We start from the raw sequence: 19,292 nt of genomic DNA, 5'->3' as shown, positions 1-19,292 counted from the left end.
CGCGATTTCGGGGACTATTCGGTCGCGAATAGTCCCCGAAATCGCGCCCACAACACCGGATCGGACCGCTTGAGAAGGAAGCAACGATGCCCCTCGTCGCCGGCGTGGACACGTCCACGCAGTCCTGCAAGATCGTCGTGCGCGACGCCGAGACCGGCGCCCTGGTGCGCTCCGGCATCGCGAAGCACCCCGACGGCACGTCGATCGACCCGCAGCACTGGTGGGACGCGTTCCTCGCCGCGTCGACGGAGGCCGGCGGCCTCGACGACGTCGCCGCTCTCGCGGTGGGGGGCCAGCAGCACGGCCTCGTCGCGCTCGACGCCGAGGGCCGCGTGGTCCGCGACGCCATCCTGTGGAACGACACGCGCTCCGCCGCCGCGGCCGAGGACCTGATCGCCGAGCTGGGCGACGGCGACCGCGAGGCCGGCGCGCAGGCCTGGGCCGACGCCGTCGGGTCGGTGCTCGTCGCGTCCCTCACCGTCACCAAGCTGCGCTGGCTGCGCGACGCCGAGCCCGAGAACGCCGCCCGCGTCGCCGCCGTCGCGCTCCCCCACGACTGGCTGAGCTGGCGCATCGCCGGCTACGGCCCGGAGGGCGAGTCGCCGCTCGGCCCGCAGCTCGACGCCCTGCGCACCGACCGCTCCGACGCGTCCGGCACCGGCTACTACGACGCGGAGGCGGAGGACGGCGCGGGCGCCTACCGACCCGACCTGCTGCACCTCGCCCTCGGGCGCGACGACGTCGCCCTCCCCCGCGTGCTCGGCCCGTCCGAGTCGGGCGGCGTCGCCCACGCGTCGGTCGCCGGCGCGGACGTCGAGGGCGGCGCCCTCATCGGGCCCGGCGCCGGCGACAACGCGGCCGCGGCCCTCGCGCTCGGCATGAAGCCCGGCGACATCGCGATCTCCATCGGCACGTCGGGCGTCGTGTCCGCGGTCGCGCCGACCCGCACCGCCGACGGGACCGGCGCCATCAACGGCTTCGCGGACGCCACGGGCAACGCCCTCATGCTCGCCGTCACGCTCAACGCGGCGCGCGTGCTCGACGCGGCCCGCACGGTGCTCGACGTCGACGTGCACGCGCTCGCCGACCTCGCGCTCGCCGCCCCGCCCGGCGCCGACGGCCTCGTCCTCGTGCCCTACCTCGAGGGCGAGCGCACCCCCAACCGGCCCGACGCCACCGGCACGCTGCACGGCGTCCGCCTCGCGACGTCCACCCGCGAGCACCTCGCGCGCGCCTACGTGGAGGGCATGCTCTGCGGCCTGGCCGACGGCCTCGACGCGCTGCGCGCCCAGGGCGTGCCGATCGAGCGCGTCATGCTCATCGGCGGGGCCGCCCAGTCCCCCGCCGTCCAGCAGGTCGCCACGCAGGTCTTCGGGCTCGCGATCGGCGTGCCCGAGCCGGGCCAGTACGTGGCCGACGGCGCGGCGCGCCAGGCCGCGTGGGTACTCTCCGCCGCGGCCGACGCGAAGGCGGCCGCCCCGGCGTGGTCGACGACCGTGGCCACGACGCTGGACGCCGACCCGCGCCCGGTGGTCCGCGAGCAGTACGCCGCCGTCCGCGACCTGACCTGAGCCGCCGGGCGGGTCCTCGCCGCGTCCCCGGCGGCGCGGCGAGGCCCCCGGTCACGGTGCTCGTCCTGGCGCTGGCGGGAAAGCGGTTACTAGGCTGGTGGCATGATCGACCTGCACCCGCTCGTCGAGCGCGCCGCCGCGCTCGACATCGCCCTGCACACCGTCGACGTGCGCGTGGGGGACGACCGACCGGTCTCCGCCACGGCCCCGACCCGCGGGCACGACGTCCCGCAGCGCATGTACTCCGTCTCGAAGACCGTCACAGGCCTGGCCGTCGGGCTCCTCGCCGCGGAGGGGCGCCTCTCCCTCGACGACCCCGTGGCGAAGCACTTCCCGGACCTGGTCGACGGCCACCCGACGCACCCGTGGCTCGAGGCCACGACGCTGCGGCACATGCTGGCGATGGTCGGTCCGCACCGCTCCACGACGTACAAGGTGCGCGAGGGCGGTTGGCTGGAGTCGTACTTCCGCGTCGAACCGACCCACCCGCCGGGCACGCTCTTCACCTACGACACCAGCGCGTCGTACACGCTGGCCGCGCTCGTGGAACGGACGACGGGCGGCTCGCTCGCCGAGTACCTTCGCCCGCGCGTGCTCGACCCGATCGGCGCCTCCCCCGGCCTGTACTTCCTGCCCGGCCCGGACGGCTTCAGCCACGGCGGCTCCGGCCTGATCTGCACGCCCGACGACCTCGCCCGGCTGGCCCGGCTGCTGAACGACGGCGGCGTGCACGACGGCGCCCGGCTGCTCCCGGCGGACTACCTCGCGGCGGCGACGACGCCGCAGTCGCACCCCGCGACGCAGACGTGGGGCGGGCCGTTCCGCACGGCGTACGGGTACCAGCTGTGGCTGCCGCCCGTCGGCGGCTGGCTGATGTTCGGCCTGGGCGGGCAGATCGTCTACGGCGACCCGGAGCTGCAGGTCGCCGTGGTCGTCACCGCCGACTCGCAGGCCGCGGCGAGCGGCGACCAGAAGCTGCTCGACCTCGTCCTCGAGCGCCTGGTCGGGCCGGCGCGCGAGCTGGCCCGCTCCGGCGGTGCGCGCACACCGGCGACGGCGGCCCCCGCGGACCTCGCCTGGCCCGCGCCGCGGCACGACGCCGGGCACGCGCGCCCGATGGCGGGGTCCTGGGCCACATGCACGCCCGAGGCCGGCCCGGCGGGGCTCACGCTCGCCGTCGAGGGCGACGGAGGGACGGTCGCGTCGTCCGACGGCTGGTCGATCGCGCTCGACACCACGCGCCCGCTGACGACGCGGATCGGCGGCGAGCCGGCCGTCGTCACCGCGGGCTGGTCCTCCCCGGGCACCCTCGACGTGCGCGCGGGCACGCACGGCGACGAGCTGGCGACGCTCCGGCTCCGCCTGGCCCTGGCCGACGACGGCACCCTCGCCGTCCAGTCGCAGGGCTTCGGCGAGACGCTCGACCCGCGCTGGACGTTCCACGCGGCCTACGCCCGCACCGCCTGACGCCGCGGGTGCGACAAGGGCGGGAACCCCCGCCCGGGGGTTCCCGCCCTTGTCGTCCCGGCAGCGCGCCGCGCGGGTCAGCCCTTGACCGAGCCGATCAGGGCGCCCTTGACGAAGAACCGCTGGATGAACGGGTAGACGAGCAGCATCGGCAGCGTCGCCACGAAGATGACGGCCATCTTCACCGACTGGGCGGGCGGGACGACGTCGACGGAGCCCTCGTCCGCGTTCATGCCGGACGCGACGATGACGATCTGGCGCAGCAGCACCTGGATGGGCCACTTCTCCGAGTCGTTGATGTAGAGGATCGCGGCCTGGTACGTGTTCCAGTAGTAGACGGCGTAGAAGAGGCCGATGGTCGCGATCGACGCGAGCGACAGCGGCAGCACGATCCGGAGGAACACGCCCAGGTCGGAGCAGCCGTCGATGCGCGCTGCCTCCTCCAGGCTGTCCGGGATCCCCTGGAAGAAGCTGCGCATGATGACGAAGTTGAACGCGTTGATCAGCACGGGGAGGATCAGCGACCAGAGCGAGTCGATGAGGCCGAGCTTCTGCACCACGATGAACGTGGGGATCATGCCGCCGCTGAACAGCATCGTGAACACGACGAGGAAGTTGATCACCCGCCGGCCCTTGAGGTACCGCTTGGACAGCGCGTACGCCATGAGCGCCGTGATCAGCAGGCTGAGGAACGTGCCGCCCACCGTGACGATGACGGAGACGCCCATCGCCTGGAAGATCGTCGACGTCGACAGGATGTACCGGTAGGCGTCGAGCGTGAACGTGTGCGGGATGAGGATGAACGGCCGGGTGGCGATCTCGCCCGGCGTGGCGAGCGAGCTGCCGAGCACGTTGAGGAACGGGATCAGGCACAGCAGCGCGAACCCGGTCAGGACGACCACGTTGACGACCTGGAAGACACGCACCCCGACCGAGGGCTTGCGGGCCCGACCCGTGCTGCGGACGGGTCGTGCGGTGGGTGCTGCCGCGACGTTGTTGCTCATCTGGAACTCCCGGTGTGGGGCTGGTCGGAATGCTGGTCGGTGGAGCGCAGGGCGAAGAGCCCCGCGGCGACGAAGAAGCCGAAGGCGATCGGGTAGAGCAGGAGCTGGCTGCCGAGGAGGCAGGCCAGGCCCGCGGCGAGGAACCACCACCCGGTCGACCGCCGTGCGGGCCGGCGTCGTGCGACGGCAAAGCCGACGACGGTGAGCCCGAGCACGACGGGGACGGTGAAGCTGAACCACGCCGCGAGGGTGCGCGTCGCCTCGTAGGCGACGCCGACCGGGACGCCCGCCGCGCCGGCGACCCCACCGTCGGCGAGCAACGGGTAGAGGGTGTCGGCGAACGTCGCCTCGTCGACGCCGTTCACCACCACGGTGAACGCGCCGAGGGAGAGCGTCGTCAGCGCCGCCGCCACCCCGGCGACCCAGAGCTCGACGGTGCGCCGGACCGTGGCCTCGGGTGCGTCGCTCCCGGGTGCGGACGTGGCGCCGTCGCGGCGGGCGGGCGTCTCGGTCATGGCCATGTCAGCCGTTCACCTCGGCGTAGGCGGCCGTGAGCTCCTGCTCGATGTCGCCCAGGCCCTGGCCGCGCAGCTTCTCGATGGCGGCCTCGTAGTCGGCCATCTCGATCTGGCCGACGAGGTACTTGTTGTAGGCGTCCTTGGCCGCGTCGTGGACCGTGGTCCACTGCCGGTCGTAGGCCTCGGAGGACAGGGACTGCGTCGGGTTGACGACGGCGTACTGCTCGTTCTCGAGCATCTTCTCGTTGCCCTCGTCGACGTACGGCTCGGTGCTCTTGTACGTGACGACCTTCTCGGACAGCCGCGACGACGAGTACGGCTGCACCTCCTGCTCCCAGGCGGTCTGGTCCTCGATCGTCACCACGCCGTCGGCGTCCTGCGAGAAGTGCGTGCCCTCGACGCCGTTGGTCATGAGGCCGAACGCCTCTTCGTCCAGCAGCTTGTCGGCGAACCCGAGCATCCGCTTCAGTGCGGCCTCGTCCTTCACCTCCGACTTCGGGAAGGACAGCCAGCCGCCGAGCCCGCCGGCGGTGTCGGTGAGGATCCGCCGGGGCACGTCCTGGTAGGTCATGTCGTTGATCAGGGCCCACTTCATGGGCGTCTTCGGGTCCGCGTCCTGCGCGAGCGCGAGGTACCCCTTGGCCTCGAACAGGCCGGTGACGACGATGCCGCCCTTGCCGCGCGCGATGGCGTCCTGCTGGTTCGTCTTCTGCATCGTGACGAACTCCTGGTTCACCGCACCCTGCTCGTACACGCCGCGGTACCACTCCATCGCCTGCTTGAAGGCGTCGCCGTCGAGCGTCGAGCGCACCTGCCCGGTGTCGTCCACCTCGAAGTCGTCGCCGGCGCCGAAGTACCCCGACAGGGACCGGAAGCCCAGGTCGAAGCTCTCCTCACGGTCGATGAAGCCCGTGGTGTCGTCCTTGCCGTTGCCGTCCGGGTCGTCCTTCGTGAACGCGACGGCGACCTTCTCCAGGTCCTCGATCGTGTGGGGCGCCTCCAGGCCCAGGTTGTCCAGCCAGTCCTGCCGGACCACCACGCCGTAGCGCGCCTTGATCTTCTGGAACGGCACGCCGTAGAGCTTGCCGTCCAGCCGGGCCGCGTCCAGCGTCTGCGGGTCGATCTTCGCCAGGTTCGGGAAGTCCTTGAGGTAGGGCTCCACGTCCCAGAACATCCCCGAGGTCAGCGACTGCCGCACGGTCGAGCTGTCGACCGGCGCCATCGACACCATGTCGGCCAGCGCCCCCGACGAGAGCGCCGCGTTGAGCTTCTCCGCCGACGACGCCGCCGGCACCCACTGGATCTTGAGGTCCTCGCCGGTGTGCTTCTCCAGCGCGGTCTGGATCGGACCGTCCTCGTCCGGCGTCACGGGGGTGTGCAACGTCGCCATCCAGGTGATCGGGCCGTCGGCCTCGCCCCCCTCGTCGCCCGAACCGTTGCTGCCGCACGCGGTGAGCGCGAGCGCGGCCACCGCGGCCGCGGCCGCTCCCTTGACGAACAGGTGCTTCCTCATGCGCGGTGCTCCTCTCCTGCCGCCTGCTCCGTCGCAGGCGAGCTCGATGCGCGGGAGACGCCGGTGTCGTCCCGCTCGATCCGTCCGGTCACGTCGGTGAGCCGCAGCGTGGGGCTCGCCTCGGCCGTCACCTCGGGGCCGACCGCCCCGACCACCCGCACCCGGGTGAAGGCGGAGTCGGCCAGGTACCCGACGCGGATGCCCGCCCGCGCCACCGCCTCGACGCCGGCCGCCATCGCGGGGACGCCCGGCTCGGCGTCGTCGGCGAACGAGATGGCGACGTCGTCGAGGGTGATCTCGCTCAGCGGCGCCTCGGGCAGCCCGTACAGGTGCGCCGCCGCGGCGTGCACCCCGCGGGCGGTCACGTGGGCCAGGTGGATCCGCCGGAACGCCGGGGTCCGGTCGTCCACCGGGTGCGGCGACCGGTCGCCGACCCACGGCTCCTTGCCGTCGGGCCCACAGAAGTAGAAGGGGTTGATCACGAACGGGCACAGCACCCCGTCCATGATCACGTTCGTCACGCGGACGTCCTCGACGACGCCGCCACGACCCCGGCGCGACTTGAGCCGGATCCCGCGGTCGGTGCCGGAGAACACGCACCCGGTGATGACGACGTTGCGGATGCCGCCGCTCATCTCGCTGCCGAGCACCACGCCGCCGTGGCCGTGCACCATCGTGCAGCCGGTGATCGTGATGTTCTCGCAGGGCACGCGCTCGGCCGTGCGCTCGGTGCCCGCCTTGATCGCGATGCAGTCGTCGCCGACGTCGATGTGGCAGTCGCTGATCCGCACGTTCCGGCACGACTCCGGGTCGATGCCGTCCGTGTTGGGCGAGTCGGCGGGGTTGTGGATCCGCACGCCGGACACGCTCACGTCCTCGCACAGCAGCGGGTGGACGGTCCAGGCGGGCGAGTTCGTGAGGGTGACGTCGCGGATCGTCACCTGGCTGCACTCGTGGATCCCCACGAGCGTGGGCCGCGGGTACGCGAGGGACTCCCGATCGTGGCGGAACGTGTCCCACCAGGCCGCGCCGCCGCCGTCGATCGTGCCGCGGCCGGTGATCGCGACGTCGGTCTCGCCGTGCGCGTAGAGGCACGGCTGGTGGATGGTCGAGCTGGCGCCCTCCCAGCGGGCGTCCACCGGCGGGTAGAGCGCGGGGTCGGGCACGAACTCGAGCCGCGCGCCCGCCTCGAGGTGCAGCTCGACGTGCGAGCGCAGGCGCAGGGAGCCCGTGCGGTGGGTCCCGGCGGGCACCACCACGGTGCCGCCGCCCGCGGCCGCGGCGTCGTCGATCGCGGCCTGCAGGGTCGTCGTCGCGAGGGTCTCGTCGAGGGTGTGCACGTGTTGCCTCTCGGTGGTGCCGGGTGCGGCGGGCGGGCGTCCGGCCCTGTCGGGGGCCGGACGCCCGCTCACCGCGTCGGGAAGGTCAGCCGTTCACCTTGGCGTACGCCGCGGTGAACTCCGCCTCGATGTCGTCCAGGCCCTGGCCGCGCAGGTCCTCGACGACGGCCTCGTAGTCGGCCATCTCGATCTGGCCCGTGAGGTAGCGGTTGTAGGCGTCCATCGCCTTGTCCTCGATCGTCGACCACTGGCGGTCGAAGGTCTCCGAGCTCAGCGACTGGGTCGGGTTGATGACGGCGTCCGGCTCCTGCGCGGCCATCTTCTCGTTGGCCTCGTCCACGTAGGGCTTCGTGCTCTTGTAGGTGACGATCTTCTCCGAGGGGCGCGACGACGAGTACGGCTGCACCTCCTGCTCCCAGGCGGTCTGGTCCTCGATCGTCACGACGCCGTCGGCGTCCTGCGAGTAGTGCGTGCCCTCGACACCGTTGGTCATGAGGCCGAACGGCTCCTCGTCCATGAGCTTGTCGAGGAAGCCCAGCACCTTCTTGACCTCGGCCTCGTCCTTCACCTCGGACTTCGGCAGGGCGAGCCAGCCGCCCATGCCGCCGCCGGTGTCGGTGATGATGTGGTGCGGCTGGCCGTCGAGAGTCATGTCGTTGATGAGCGCCCACTTCATCGGCGTCTTCGGGTCGGCGCTCTGCGCGAGGTCCATGTAGTTCTTCGCCTCGAACAGGCCGGTGACGACGATGCCGCCCTTGCCGCGCGCGATCGCGTCCTGCTGGTTCGTCTTCTGGACGGTGACGAACTCCTGGTTCACCCCGCCCTGCTCGTACACGCCGCGGTACCACTCCATCGCCTGCTTGAACTCGTCGCTGGCGAACGCGGCGTGCACCTGGCCGGAGTCGTCGACGGAGAACTTGTCGCCCGCGCCGAAGTAACCGGTCAGCGAGCGGAAGCCGACGAGGAAGCTCTCCTCGCGGTCGATGAAGCCCGTGGTGTCGTCCTTGCCGTTGCCGTCCGGGTCGTCCTTGGCGAACGCGACGGCGACCTTCTCCAGGTCCTCGATCGTGTGCGGCGCCTCGAGACCCAGGTTGTCCAGCCAGTCCTGGCGGACGACGACGCCGTAGCGCGTCTTGATCTTCTGGAACGGCACGCCGTAGAGCTTGCCGTCCAGCTTGGCGGCGTTGAGGGTGTCGGGGTCGATCTTCGCGAGGTTCGGGAAGTCCTTGAGGAAGGGCTCGACGTCCCAGAACTGCCCGGCCTTGAGCGCCTGGCGCACGGTCGTGCTGTCGGTGACGGTCAGCGACACGATGTCGGCGAGCTGACCGGACGCGAGGGCGGAGTTGATCTTCTCCTCCTTCGACGCGTCCGGGACCCACTGCATCTTGAACTCCTGGCCGGTGTACTCCTCCAGGGCGGTCTGGATCGGACCGTCCGCGTCGGGGGTCACGGGAGTGTGCAGCATCGACATCCAGGTGATCGGGCTGTCGTCGGCCTCGCCGCCGCCGTCCTCGTTGCCCGAACCGTTGCTGCTGCACGCGGTGAGCGCGAGCGCGGTCACCGCGGCCGCAGCCGCGCCCTTGACGAACAGGGTCTTGCGCATGGGTACTGCTCCTCTCATGACACCTGCTCCGTCGCAGGCGCGATCATCTGGTGGTGCAAGGAAGGGCGGCTGAGCCCCGAGACCTCCGGGGACTCCTCCAGGGGGCGGAACACGATGCGGGTGACCAGGCCGACGACGAACGCCGGGAGCCCGGCCCCGAAGAGCAGGAGAAGCGGGGTGGCGTAGGTCCACAGCAGCCACCAGGCGACGCCGACGGCGGCGGCGCCGATGATCGTCCAGTGCAGCGAGCCGAAGCCGATGAGCAGCGCCGCGGCGAACCGGCGGCGCGTCGTGGCGACATCGGTGGCGACCATGACCGGGAAGACGTAGGCCATGGCGACGCCGAGCACCACGAGCGCCAGCACGTTGACCGCCTGCAGGATCCAGGTCGGCGCGAGGAAGACGTTGGTGACGATCACCGCGCCCGCCCCGAGCACGACCCAGCCGGCGAGCATCGACTCGCGCGGCCGCTCGCGGACGTCGGCCACGAACGTGCGGGCCACCGACGGCGTCTCGCCGTGCCGCAGCCAGCGGTCCATGGACTTCGCCATCGCGTACGACGCCGGGCCGAAGCCGAGCACGACGAGCCCGAGGACGGTCGTCGCCAGCCACAGCACGCTCAGGTACGCGACCCGGAAGATGCCGCGGCAGATCGCGTCGATCCGGACGAAGCCCTCGAAGGAGAACATCAGTAGACGCCCTCCTCGCCGAACCGCTTGGCGAGGCGGTTGGCGAAGACCACGAGGATCAGGCCGACGAGGCCCTTGAACAGGCCGACGGCGGCCGCGTAGCTCAGCTGCCCGTTCTCGATACCCGCCGTGTACACGTAGGTGTCGAAGATGTCGGCGACGTCGCGGTTCAGCGAGTTCATCACGAGGAACATGTGCTCGAAGCCCAGCTCCAGGAAGTCGCCGATGGCGAGGATGAACATCACGATGATGGTGGGCCGGATGGCCGGCAGCGTGATGTGCCAGGCCTGGCGCATCCGTCCCGCGCCGTCGAGCTCGGACGCCTCGTAGAGCTGGGTGTCGACCGCGGTCATCGCGGCGAGGTAGACGATGGTGCCCCAGCCGGCCCCCTTCCAGATCTCCTGGAAGATGTACATGGGCCGCAGCCAGTCGGGGTCGGTGAGGAACGGGATCGGGTCGAATCCCCAGGAGACCAGCAGGTTGTTCACCGACCCGCCGTCAGTCGTGAGCAGCACGTAGAAGATCGAGACGACGATCACCCACGACAGGAAGTGCGGCAGGTAGACGACCGACTGGATGCTGCGCTGGAACCACTTCGTGCGGACCTCGTTGAGCAGCAGCGCCAGGATCACCGGCACGGGGAACGCGAAGATCAGCATCCCCAGCGAGATCATCAGGGTGTTGCGCAGGAGGATGTAGAACGTGTCCTCGGAGAAGAAGCGCACGAAGTGGTCGAAGCCGACCCAGGGGCTGCCACCGATGCCGAGGAACGGCAGGTAGTCCTGGAAGGCGATGACCAGGCCGCCCATCGGCGCGTACTTGAAGAGGATGAAGTACAGGATCCCCGGCACGGCCATGAGGTAGAGCGCCTTGTGCTTCCACAGCGCCGGCACCCGCTTGCGGCGAGGGCGCACGGGCGCCCCCGCGCCGCCGGACGTCGGCGTCGTCGGTGCCGCGGTCTTCGCGGCGGTGACCGCGCTCATCGCGCCGTCCCCTCGTTCATCACAACCACCATTGGCGTGCCCCTCTGCTCGTCCTCGAGCTGTCCGCGCTCCTGGTGAAACGCGCCGGTAACCGGTTTCTCGGAAACGTACCGGACGGGTACCGGAATCGGCAAGCGCCTTCCACCGATCGGTGTCGAGATCGTGATCTGCTGCCGGCCCGGGCCGGTGGGAGCGCGTCCGCCCGGGCGGGTCCGCCGGGCGTCCGAGGACGCTACACGGCGGGGCGGACCGGGCGCGCGTACGTCCGCACGCGATGGCGCAGGGCGCCCGGGCCCGACGACGTCGCCCACGCGCCGTCGTCGGCGATCTCCCAGGTCAGGGCGTCGACGACGGGGGCGAACGCGTCGCCCTCGACCTCCAGGTCGATCTCGGTGACGACCAGCCGGTCGGCGAGCGCGAGCGTCGCCGCGTAGACCTCGCCGCCGCCCATCACCCAGACCTCGTCCCCGCCGGGGGCCGCGGCGGCGAGCGCCAGGGCCGCGTCCACCGAGCCCACGACGACCGCGCCGTCGTCGGACCACCCCGGCTGCCGCGTCACGACGACGTTGGTGCGCGCGGGCAGCGGACGGCGCGGCAGCGACTCCCAGGTGCGGCGCCCCATGACGACGGGGTGCCCCGCCGTCGTCGCCTTGAAGTGCGCGAAGTCCTCCGGCACGCGCCAGGGGATCTCGCCCGCGGCGCCGATGACGGGCCGGCCCGCGGCATCGCGCGCCTGGGCCCAGATCAGACCGATCACGTCGTCGCGGCCGGGGTCAGACGGCGACCGGGGCCTTGATGCCCGGGTGGTGCTGGTAGCCGAGCACCTCGATGTCCTCGTACGCGTAGTCGAAGATCGAGTCGCGCGGCGCGAGGCGGAGCGTCGGGTAGGGGTACGGGTCACGCTCCAGCTGGGTGCGGACCTGCTCGACGTGGTTGTCGTAGACGTGGCAGTCGCCGCCCGTCCAGACGAACTCCCCCACCTCGAGGCCGGTCTCCGCGGCCACCATGTGCGTGAGCAGCGCGTACGAGGCGATGTTGAACGGCACGCCGAGGAACAGGTCGGCGGAGCGCTGGTAGAGCTGGCAGCTCAGCTTCCCGTCCGCCACGTAGAACTGGAACAGCAGGTGGCACGGCGGCAGCGCCATGTCGGCGAGCTCGGCCACGTTCCACGCGCTGACGATGAGGCGGCGCGAGTCCGGGTTGACCTTGATCTGGTCGATCACGCCCGCGATCTGGTCGACGTGCTGCCCGTCCGGCGTCGGCCACGACCGCCACTGCACGCCGTACACCGGGCCCAGCTCCCCCTCCGGCGAGGCCCACTCGTCCCAGATCGTCACGCCGTGCTCCTGCAGCCACCCCACGTTGGAGTCGCCGCGCAGGAACCACAGCAGCTCGTACGCGATCGACTTGAGGTGCACGCGCTTCGTGGTGATCAGCGGGAACCCCTGCTGCAGGTCGTAGCGGAGCTGGCGCCCGAACACGCTGCGCGTGCCCGTCCCGGTGCGGTCCTCCTTGTGCGTGCCGTGCTCCAGCACGTCGCGCAGCAGGTCCTCGTACGGGGTGGGGATGGCGGCCATGCGGCAACCCTACGACCCTCCCGACACCGCCGGTGGCCCTGCGGCGGCGCGTCGTCGCGCGGCCCGGAACGGCGTTCACGGCGGCAGTTCGAACTCAGGGCGGCAGTTCGAGCTGCCGCCCCGAGCACGAACTGCCGCGCCGACGTCTCGGACGTCACACCTCGCGACAGTCACGAAGGAGCGCGCTGCGCGGTCGACGTGGTGAGAGCGCCCGACGGGCGCGGCACAGGAGGCAGTGATGCGACGCATCGTGATCGTCGGTGGCGGCTACGCGGGCTTCACGACGGCCCGGGAGCTGGAGAAGGGCCTGCGGCGCGAGCTGCGGCGCGGGGAGGTGGAGCTGGTGCTCGTCGACCCGCGCCCCTACATGACGTACCAGCCGTTCCTGCCGGAGGTGGTGGCCGGGTCCGTCGAGGCGCGGCACGCGGCGGTGGCGCACCGCAGCCACCTGCGCCGCACGCGGCTGGTCGACGGGTCGGTGGTGCGCGTGGACCACGCGGACCGGGTCGTCGTCGTCCGGCCGCGCTCGGGCGAGCCGTACCGCCTGCCCTACGACACGGTGGTGGTGACGGCGGGCGCGGTGACGCGCGTCTTCCCCGTGCCCGGCGTCGCCGAGCACGCGATCGGGATGAAGCACGTCGAGGAGGCGGTCGCCATCCGCGACCGGCTGCTGACGTCGTTCGACCGGGCGGCGAGCCTGCCGCGCGGGCCGGAGCGGGAGCGCCTGCTGACCGTGACGTTCGTCGGTGGCGGGTTCTCCGGGGTCGAGGGCTTCGGCGAGCTGCTGTCGCTCGCGCACGACCTCCTCCCCCGGTACCCCGAGATCGACGCCGCCGAGCTGGGGTTCCACCTCGTCGAGCTGAGCGACCGGATCCTGCCGGAGGTGACGGACCGCCCGGGGCGCTGGGTCGTCGAGCAGCTCGAGCGGCGGGGCGCGCGCGTGCACCTGGGCACGGGGCTGGAGTCCGCGGCCGGCGGCGTCGTCCGCCTCTCGACCGGTGAGGAGTTCGCGTCCGGCCTGCTGGTGTGGACGGCGGGCAACGCCGCGAACCCGGTGGTCGCGACGCACACCGACCTGCCGGTGGACCGCCGCGGGTACGTCGTCGTGCGATCCGACCTGCGGGTCGGCACCGACGACGAGCCCGTCGCCGACGCGTGGGCCGCGGGCGACGGCGCCGCCGTCCCGGACCTGGCCGTCGCGCGGCCCGGCGCGCTCGCCGTGCCCAACGCGCAGCACGCCGTCCGGCAGGGCCGACGGCTGGCGCGCAACCTCGTCGCCAGCCTGCGCGGGCGACCCACGCACCCCTACGTGCACGGCAGCCTCGGCGTCATCGCCACGCTGGGGTTGGGGTCGGGCATCTTCCAGTACCGCCGGCTGGTGGTGCGTGGCCGCCTCGCGTGGCTGATGCACCGCGGCTACCACGTGCTGGCGATCCCGACGTGGGAGCGCAAGGCCCGAGTCCTGGCGGTGTGGCTCACCGCCGCCGTGTTCGGGCGCGACGTCGTCTCGCTCGCGTCGGTGCAGACGCCGCGCGCCGCGTTCGCCGCGGCCACGGCGCCCGACGACGGCGCGGCCGTCGAGGCCGAGGAGCCTCAGGACGTCGCGGCGTAGCCCGCCAGCTTGTCGGGGTTGACCTGGACGTACACGTGCTCGACGCGTCCGGCGACGACGTCGAGCGCGAGGAGCGCGTACGGCGCGCCGTCCCGGTCGACCACGACGGCGGGCAGGCCGTTCGCCTCGACGGCGCGCACCGTGCCGGCGTCCCAGAACTTGCGCCACACGTTGTCGAGGAACAGCGACACCCGCGCCAGGCCGACCAGCTCGACGCGCGACGCGTGCACCCGCCCGCCGCCGTCGGGCCGCGCGACGACGTCGTCGGCGAGGTAGCGCTCGAAGCGCGCGAGGTCGCCCTCGTGCGCGGCGGCGACGAGCTCGTCGAGCAGGCGCCGGTGCTCGCCGGGGTCCACGGGCACCGCCTCGCGCGTGCCGAGCCGGTCGCGCGAGCGCCGGGCGAGCTGGCGCGCGTTCGCCTCGGTGAGGTCGAGGATCTCCGCGATCCGCGAGTAGGGGTAGCCGAACGCCTCCCGCAGCACGTACACCGCGCGCTCCACCGGGGTGAGCCGCTCCATGAGCAGCAACGTCGCGAGCTCGAGCGCCTCCGCGCGCTCGGCGCCCAGCGCCGGGTCCTGCGAGGTGTCCACCGGCTCGGGCAGCCACGGGCCCACGTACGTCTCGCGCCGCGCGCGGGCCGACGTCGCCGCGTTGATCGCGAGCCGCGTCGTCACCGTGGTGAGGAACGCCGCGGGGTTGCGCACGGTGGCGCGGTCGGTGCCCTGCCAGCGGAGCCACGCGTCCTGCACGACGTCCTCCGCCTCCGCCACGCCCCCGAGCATCCGGTAGGCGATGCCGAACAGCTGCGGCCGCACGGCGAGGAACGCGTCGAGCGCCCCGGCCCCCTCGGTCTCGTCGAGGGTGCCGGGGCGCTCCGGCGCGGGCGGGTGCGTCGTCATGCGGTCAACGTACGCCCGCCTCGCCCGACGCGGCGGCCCGGGCGTGACCGACGACGGCGGTCACGCCGTGGCGCGCGCCGCGGTGAAGTCCGCGTACGTCACCGCGCCGAGGCGCGCCTCGCCCTGCGGCACGATCGAGTCGTCCGCGAGCACGGCCCCGAAGTAGGGCGCGGCGGGGTCGGCCACCACCTCGCGGGCGTCGCCCGACGCAGCGAGCGCGCCGGCGATGAACTCGTCGAACCGCACCCGCTCCGGGCCGGCGATGTCGTACGCCTCCCGGCGCGGCTCGCCGGCGGCCGCCTCGGCCACGAACCGTGCCACGTCGGCCGACGCGATCGGCTGGAACCCGACGGGCGGGATGCGCACCACGCCGTCCACGGTGGCGCCGTCGGCGATCCGGGGGGCGAACTCGAAGAACTGCGTGGCGCGGACGACCGTCCACGGGACGCCGCCGGAGCGGATCAGCTCCTCCTGCGCCACCTTGGCCCGCAGGTACCCGGAGTCCGGGTTCCGGTCGGCGCCCACGATCGACAGCGCGACGTGGTGCCGCACGCCGGCCCGCTCCTCGGCGTCGAGCAGGATGCGCGTCGACGTCGTGAAGAAGCGCAGCACGTCGTCGTCCGCGAACGACGGCGAGTTCGACACGTCCACGACGACGTCGGCGCCCGCGAGCGCCGCGTCCACGCCCTCGCCGGTCAGGGTGTCCACACCCGTGCTCGGCGCGGCCGCGACCGCGTCGTGCCCGGCCTCCCCGAGATGTGCGATGACCTGCGTCCCGATGAGTCCCGTCCCACCGACGACCACGATCTTCATGAGCCTGTCCTCTCTGCTGAGGTGTCCCTGCGTCCGGCGGCCCGGTGGCCGCCCGACACCCTGTCGACCGGGGACGGCGGCGCGCCGTGACAGGCGACGGCCGGTGATCCGGGTCACACCGGAATCCCGCGCCGTCCCCGCACGTTCTCCTCCGGACCGCCCGGACGCCCCTGGGCGACCATCGCGAGACCAGTGGGAGGATCGCCTCATGACGGACCAGAGCACCGCGCCCGACACCGCCGCCGGCCCCGAGGCCGGACCCGAGGCCGACATGGCGGCCCCCGTGACGCCGTCGCCCACCGACCCGCTGTGGGTGGAGCGCACCGGCACCCGCACCTACCGCGGGCACACCGCCCGCGGCGCGAGCGTCGAGATCGGCCCCGTGGAGGCGGGCGCCGTCTTCACGCCGGGCGAGCTGCTCAAGATCGCGCTGGCCGCGTGCGCGGGCATGAGCAGCGACACCAAGTTCGCCCGCGTGCTCGGCGAGGCGTACGAGGCCGTGATCCGGGTCGAGGACGCGAAGGACCTGGACGAGGACCGGTACCCGGTGCTCACCGAGCGCTTCGAGATCGACCTGTCGGGCCTCGACGAGGCCACGCGGAACAAGACGCTGCTGCTGGCGCAGCGCTCCATCGACCGGGCGTGCACCGTGGGCCGCACCCTCAAGGCGGGCGCCCTGGTGCCGCCGGCGGTCTTCGAGCAGCCGGCGGCCGGCGACTCGCGGGACGGCACGGAGGACGCCACCTCGTGACCGCGCGCGGCAGGGGTGGCGAGGACCCGACGCCGGGCGGCGAGGTCGTGCGCCCGGACGGGCCGGGCGACGAGGTCACCGAGGCCCGGGACCCGGCCGGGCGCCGCGAGGAGTGGGCGCGGTACCGGCCGACGCCGCTGCTCGACGCGCTGCTCGACAAGGCGGTGACGATCCCGTCCGCCGCGATCCACAAGCACGTGGACCGCCTGCGGGCGCGCAACCCCGAGGCCGACCCGGCCGGGATCGTGCGCATCCTGGAGAAGGAGTACCTGGCCCTGCTGACGACGGCGGGCGGCGCGGTGGGTGCGGCGGCCGCGGCGCCGTCGGTCGGGACGGCGGCCGCGACGGCCCTCACGACGGGCGACGTGGCGACGTTCTTCGGGGCGTCGGCGGCGTTCGCGCTCGCCGTCGCGGACGTGCACGGCATCGAGATCGACGACGTGCCGCGCCGTCGCGCGCTGCTCCTGGCGACCGTGCTGGGCGACCGGGGCGCGAAGGACGTGGAGAACGCGATCGGCGGCTCCTCGGTGGCGTGGGGCAAGGTGCTGCTCACGTCCATGCCGCAGACGACGATCAAGCGGGTCAACAAGACGCTCGCCCGCCAGTTCCTCAAGCGGCAGGTCGCCAAGCAGGGCTCGCTCGCCCTCGGGCGGCTGCTGCCGTTCGGCGTCGGGTTCGTCGTGGGCATCGCGGGCGGGCGGGCGCTCGGGCACGGCGTCGTGGCGCAGTCGCGGCGCGCGTTCGGCCCGCCGCCCGAGCACTTCCCGCGCGTCGTGGAGCTCGTGCTCGAGCCGGGCGACGACGTCCCGACGCTGCGCGCGCTGGACGCGCCGCGACGGTCGTCGCCGAGCCGGTGGCTGCCGCGCCGCAAGGGACGCGGCGACGCGACGCAGGACGACGGCTCGTGACGGCTCCGGAAGCGCCCGCCGCGCACCGCGTCGAGGTGGCACGCGTCGTCCCGGTGGAGGCGTCCGTCGCGTTCGCCTGGGTCGCGGACCTGCGCACCCACCCCCGCTGGATGGTCGCCACCCGGCTCCAGGGCCCCGCCGCCCGCGGGCCGGAGCTGGGCGACCGCTGCACCATGGCGAGCGGCCCGGGCGCGCGGCGCGACCCCGGCAGCGCCCTGGGCCGCCTGGTCGTCATCGACCGGATGGTCGTGGAGCAGCTGGAACGACCCTCCACCGCCGCCGCCCGGGTCGGCCGCACCCGGCTGCGCAAGCTCGGCCCGGTGCTGCTCGGCGAGGCGGGCTTCGACGTCGTCCCGATGGACGCCGGCCGCTGCCGCGTCGTGTGGTGGGAGGAGGCGTACCTCGCCGGCCCGCTCCCCCGCGCCCTCACCGCCCCGCTGGTCGGGCTGGCGCTGCGCGTGTTCATGGGCCTCTCGCTGCGCCGGCTCGCCCGCGCGCTGGGCCCCCGCTGAGGGGGACGCCGCGCCGTCGTGGATCCTCCATAGACCCTGCATGGACGGCCCTGCCACCGCCGACCCGCGGCCGGTAAGGTCCCTGGGGTGAGCACCGAGGGTTTCACCGCGCCGTCGTCCACCACCCCGTCCGCCGGCCTCGCCGAGAGGCTCGAGGACCTGCGCCGCCAGTACGCCGACCTGCAGGCCCGCGGCCTGAGGCTCGACCTCACGCGGGGCAAGCCGTCCGCCGAGCAGCTCGACCTCTCCGAGGCGCTGCTGGCCCTGCCCGGCGAGGGCCACCACACGGCAGCGGACGGCACGGACACGCGCAACTACGGCGGCCTCGCCGGGCTGCCCGAGCTGCGCGCCATCTTCGCCGAGCTGCTCGGCGTTCCCGTCGACCAGCTCCTCGCGCAGGGGAACGCCTCGCTGACGCTGATGTACGACACGATCGTGCAGGCCGTGCTGTTCGGCGTGCCGGGCTCCGAGCGCCCCTGGTCGCGCGAGGAGCAGATCACGTTCGTCTGCCCCGTGCCCGGGTACGACCGGCACTTCGCGATCTGCGAGGAGCTGGGCATCCGCATGGTCACCGTGCCGATGACGCCCGACGGCCCCGACGCCGAGGCGATCGCCGCGCTCGTCGCCGACGACCCGACCGTCAAGGGCCTGTGGGTGGTGCCGACGTACGCCAACCCGGACGGCTCGGTCGTCTCGGAGGCCGTCGCCCGGCGCCTGGTGTCGATGCCCGCCGCCGCCCCCGACTTCCGCATCTTCTGGGACAACGCCTACGCCGTGCACCACCTCACGGAGCACGAGGCGAAGTCCGCGAACGCGATCGACCTCGCCGCCGAGGCGGGCAACCCCGACCGCGTGCTCCTGTACGCGTCGACGTCGAAGATCTCGCTGGCGGGCTCCGGCGTCGCGTTCTTCGCGGCGTCGCCCGCCAACGTCGCCTGGTTCACGAAGCACCTGGGCATCCGCTCCATCGGCCCGGACAAGGTCAACCACCTGCGGCACGCGCAGTTCTTCGGCGACGCGGAGGGCGTGCGCGCCCACATGCGCAAGCACCGCGAGATCCTCGCGCCCAAGTTCCGCGCCGTCGTCGACATCCTCGACGAGAGGCTCGGCGACGTCGGCGTCGCCACCTGGACCCGGCCCGACGGCGGCTACTTCGTCTCCGTCGACGTCGTGCCGGGCACCGCGGCGCGCGTCGTGCAGCTCGCGAAGGACGCCGGCATCGCGCTCACGCCCGCCGGCGCCACGTTCCCGTACCACCAGGACCCGGACGACCGGAACCTGCGCCTCGCGCCGACCATGCCACCGCTGGACGAGGTCCGCGTCGCGATGGACGGCGTCGCCACCTGCATCCTGCTCGCCGCGGCGGAGGCCGCCGCGTCCTGACCGATCGCCCGCCCCACCCCCGAGTGTTGTGAGCGCGATTCCGGGGACTATTCGCGACCCGACGCCGCGTCGCGCCTGTTCTACGCCCGTGGGCTGCACGCCGTCGGCGTCGACACGATCGCCGCGGAGGCGGGCGTCACGAAGAAGAC

The 19,292-nt window shown here is 72.9% G+C and carries 19 protein-coding genes; 8 read left to right on the top strand and 11 right to left on the bottom strand.

Features of this window, described 5'->3' with window-relative positions:
* Nucleotides 1–86 precede the first annotated feature (86 nt).
* Both ABZ493_RS20685 and ABZ493_RS20680 read left to right on the top strand, forming a co-directional pair.
* Nucleotides 87–1,571, top strand: a complete 1,485-nt coding sequence (locus tag ABZ493_RS20685; RefSeq protein WP_430583995.1) for an FGGY family carbohydrate kinase — start codon at nucleotides 87–89, stop codon at nucleotides 1,569–1,571.
* Between the two features lie 102 nt (nucleotides 1,572–1,673).
* Nucleotides 1,674–3,038, top strand: a complete 1,365-nt coding sequence (locus tag ABZ493_RS20680; RefSeq protein ID WP_430583994.1) for a serine hydrolase domain-containing protein — start codon at nucleotides 1,674–1,676, stop codon at nucleotides 3,036–3,038.
* Nucleotides 3,039–3,115: 77 nt separating this feature from the next.
* Here ABZ493_RS20680 and ABZ493_RS20675 read toward each other — a convergent pair whose 3' ends face one another.
* The 9 genes from ABZ493_RS20675 to ABZ493_RS20635 form a co-directional block, all read right to left on the bottom strand.
* On the bottom strand, nucleotides 3,116–4,042 hold the full coding sequence (locus ABZ493_RS20675) for a carbohydrate ABC transporter permease (protein ID WP_430583993.1): 927 nt from the start codon (nucleotides 4,040–4,042) through the stop codon (nucleotides 3,116–3,118).
* Nucleotides 4,039–4,557, bottom strand: coding sequence for a hypothetical protein (locus ABZ493_RS20670; RefSeq protein ID WP_430583992.1), 519 nt, complete (start codon nucleotides 4,555–4,557; stop codon nucleotides 4,039–4,041). Before ABZ493_RS20670 ends, ABZ493_RS20675 begins: the two co-directional genes overlap by 4 nt.
* Before the next feature lie 7 nt (nucleotides 4,558–4,564).
* Nucleotides 4,565–6,073, bottom strand: a complete 1,509-nt coding sequence (locus ABZ493_RS20665) for an extracellular solute-binding protein (RefSeq protein WP_430583991.1) — start codon at nucleotides 6,071–6,073, stop codon at nucleotides 4,565–4,567.
* Nucleotides 6,070–7,413 carry a glycoside hydrolase family 28 protein gene (locus ABZ493_RS20660; protein ID WP_430583990.1) on the bottom strand — a complete coding sequence of 448 codons (1,344 nt, stop codon included), beginning with the start codon at nucleotides 7,411–7,413 and terminating at the stop codon, nucleotides 6,070–6,072. Before ABZ493_RS20660 ends, ABZ493_RS20665 begins: the two co-directional genes overlap by 4 nt.
* 85 nt (nucleotides 7,414–7,498) lie before the next feature.
* Nucleotides 7,499–9,016: an extracellular solute-binding protein gene (locus tag ABZ493_RS20655; RefSeq protein ID WP_430583989.1), complete on the bottom strand. Its 1,518-nt coding sequence runs from the start codon at nucleotides 9,014–9,016 to the stop codon at nucleotides 7,499–7,501.
* Nucleotides 9,017–9,030: 14 nt separating this feature from the next.
* Nucleotides 9,031–9,705, bottom strand: a complete 675-nt coding sequence (locus tag ABZ493_RS20650) for a DUF624 domain-containing protein (RefSeq protein WP_430583988.1) — start codon at nucleotides 9,703–9,705, stop codon at nucleotides 9,031–9,033.
* A complete protein-coding gene (locus tag ABZ493_RS20645; protein ID WP_430583987.1) occupies nucleotides 9,705–10,688 on the bottom strand; it encodes a sugar ABC transporter permease in 984 nt (327 codons plus the stop codon). The genes ABZ493_RS20650 and ABZ493_RS20645 overlap by 1 nt, the downstream gene beginning before the upstream one ends.
* A gap of 232 nt (nucleotides 10,689–10,920) precedes the next feature.
* Nucleotides 10,921–11,445: a dihydrofolate reductase gene (locus ABZ493_RS20640; RefSeq protein ID WP_430583986.1), complete on the bottom strand. Its 525-nt coding sequence runs from the start codon at nucleotides 11,443–11,445 to the stop codon at nucleotides 10,921–10,923.
* Between the two features lie 16 nt (nucleotides 11,446–11,461).
* Nucleotides 11,462–12,265 carry a thymidylate synthase gene (locus ABZ493_RS20635; RefSeq protein WP_430583985.1) on the bottom strand — a complete coding sequence of 268 codons (804 nt, stop codon included), beginning with the start codon at nucleotides 12,263–12,265 and terminating at the stop codon, nucleotides 11,462–11,464.
* Nucleotides 12,266–12,503: 238 nt separating this feature from the next.
* Between ABZ493_RS20635 and ABZ493_RS20630 the strand changes: the two genes are divergently transcribed.
* Nucleotides 12,504–13,877 carry an NAD(P)/FAD-dependent oxidoreductase gene (locus ABZ493_RS20630; protein WP_430583984.1) on the top strand — a complete coding sequence of 458 codons (1,374 nt, stop codon included), beginning with the start codon at nucleotides 12,504–12,506 and terminating at the stop codon, nucleotides 13,875–13,877.
* Here the strand turns inward: ABZ493_RS20630 and sigJ are convergent.
* Together sigJ and ABZ493_RS20620 are read right to left on the bottom strand one after the other, a co-directional pair.
* Nucleotides 13,859–14,776: an RNA polymerase sigma factor SigJ gene (gene sigJ / locus ABZ493_RS20625; RefSeq protein WP_430583983.1), complete on the bottom strand. Its 918-nt coding sequence runs from the start codon at nucleotides 14,774–14,776 to the stop codon at nucleotides 13,859–13,861. The two genes, ABZ493_RS20630 and sigJ, sit on opposite strands and share 19 nt — an antisense overlap.
* 60 nt (nucleotides 14,777–14,836) lie before the next feature.
* Complete coding sequence (locus tag ABZ493_RS20620; protein ID WP_430583982.1) at nucleotides 14,837–15,589, bottom strand: SDR family oxidoreductase; 753 nt, start codon at nucleotides 15,587–15,589, stop codon at nucleotides 14,837–14,839.
* Between the two features lie 208 nt (nucleotides 15,590–15,797).
* On the opposite strand from ABZ493_RS20620, the gene ABZ493_RS20615 reads away from it, so the two are divergent.
* From ABZ493_RS20615 to ABZ493_RS20595, 5 genes are all read left to right on the top strand, one after another.
* Entirely contained in the window at nucleotides 15,798–16,340 is a 543-nt protein-coding gene (locus ABZ493_RS20615) for an osmotically inducible protein OsmC (RefSeq protein ID WP_430583981.1), read from the top strand.
* A complete protein-coding gene (locus ABZ493_RS20610) occupies nucleotides 16,337–17,248 on the top strand; it encodes a hypothetical protein (RefSeq protein WP_430583980.1) in 912 nt (303 codons plus the stop codon). Before ABZ493_RS20615 ends, ABZ493_RS20610 begins: the two co-directional genes overlap by 4 nt.
* Complete coding sequence (locus tag ABZ493_RS20605) at nucleotides 17,245–17,760, top strand: SRPBCC family protein (RefSeq protein WP_430583979.1); 516 nt, start codon at nucleotides 17,245–17,247, stop codon at nucleotides 17,758–17,760. The genes ABZ493_RS20610 and ABZ493_RS20605 overlap by 4 nt, the downstream gene beginning before the upstream one ends.
* Nucleotides 17,761–17,847: 87 nt before the next feature.
* Nucleotides 17,848–19,143, top strand: coding sequence for an aminotransferase class I/II-fold pyridoxal phosphate-dependent enzyme (locus ABZ493_RS20600; protein ID WP_430583978.1), 1,296 nt, complete (start codon nucleotides 17,848–17,850; stop codon nucleotides 19,141–19,143).
* Between the two features lie 3 nt (nucleotides 19,144–19,146).
* Nucleotides 19,147–19,292 (top strand): helix-turn-helix domain-containing protein (locus ABZ493_RS20595; RefSeq protein ID WP_430583996.1); only part of this gene is annotated, 146 nt, incomplete at its 3' end.

The sequence above is a fragment of the Isoptericola sp. NPDC019482 genome, assembly GCF_040632295.1.
Taxonomy (GTDB): domain Bacteria; phylum Actinomycetota; class Actinomycetes; order Actinomycetales; family Cellulomonadaceae; genus Isoptericola.
Note: the sequence above shows the minus strand (reverse complement) of the source record. Positions and strands in the feature narration are given on the sequence as shown.

Bases quoted from the DNA above. Each gene is read 5' to 3' on its own strand.
- ABZ493_RS20650 (WP_430583988.1), bottom strand. From the start codon at position 9,705: ATGTTCTCCTTCGAGGGCTTCGTCCGGATCGACGCGATCTGCCGCGGC.
- ABZ493_RS20635 (WP_430583985.1), bottom strand. From the start codon at position 12,265: ATGGCCGCCATCCCCACCCCGTACGAGGACCTGCTGCGCGACGTGCTG.
- ABZ493_RS20620 (WP_430583982.1), bottom strand. From the start codon at position 15,589: ATGAAGATCGTGGTCGTCGGTGGGACGGGACTCATCGGGACGCAGGTC.
- sigJ (WP_430583983.1), bottom strand. From the start codon at position 14,776: ATGACGACGCACCCGCCCGCGCCGGAGCGCCCCGGCACCCTCGACGAG.
- ABZ493_RS20675 (WP_430583993.1), bottom strand. From the start codon at position 4,042: ATGAGCAACAACGTCGCGGCAGCACCCACCGCACGACCCGTCCGCAGC.
- ABZ493_RS20655 (WP_430583989.1), bottom strand. From the start codon at position 9,016: ATGCGCAAGACCCTGTTCGTCAAGGGCGCGGCTGCGGCCGCGGTGACC.
- ABZ493_RS20670 (WP_430583992.1), bottom strand. From the start codon at position 4,557: ATGACCGAGACGCCCGCCCGCCGCGACGGCGCCACGTCCGCACCCGGG.
- ABZ493_RS20630 (WP_430583984.1), top strand. From the start codon at position 12,504: ATGCGACGCATCGTGATCGTCGGTGGCGGCTACGCGGGCTTCACGACG.
- ABZ493_RS20685 (WP_430583995.1), top strand. From the start codon at position 87: ATGCCCCTCGTCGCCGGCGTGGACACGTCCACGCAGTCCTGCAAGATC.
- ABZ493_RS20615 (WP_430583981.1), top strand. From the start codon at position 15,798: ATGACGGACCAGAGCACCGCGCCCGACACCGCCGCCGGCCCCGAGGCC.
- ABZ493_RS20680 (WP_430583994.1), top strand. From the start codon at position 1,674: ATGATCGACCTGCACCCGCTCGTCGAGCGCGCCGCCGCGCTCGACATC.
- ABZ493_RS20645 (WP_430583987.1), bottom strand. From the start codon at position 10,688: ATGAGCGCGGTCACCGCCGCGAAGACCGCGGCACCGACGACGCCGACG.
- ABZ493_RS20665 (WP_430583991.1), bottom strand. From the start codon at position 6,073: ATGAGGAAGCACCTGTTCGTCAAGGGAGCGGCCGCGGCCGCGGTGGCC.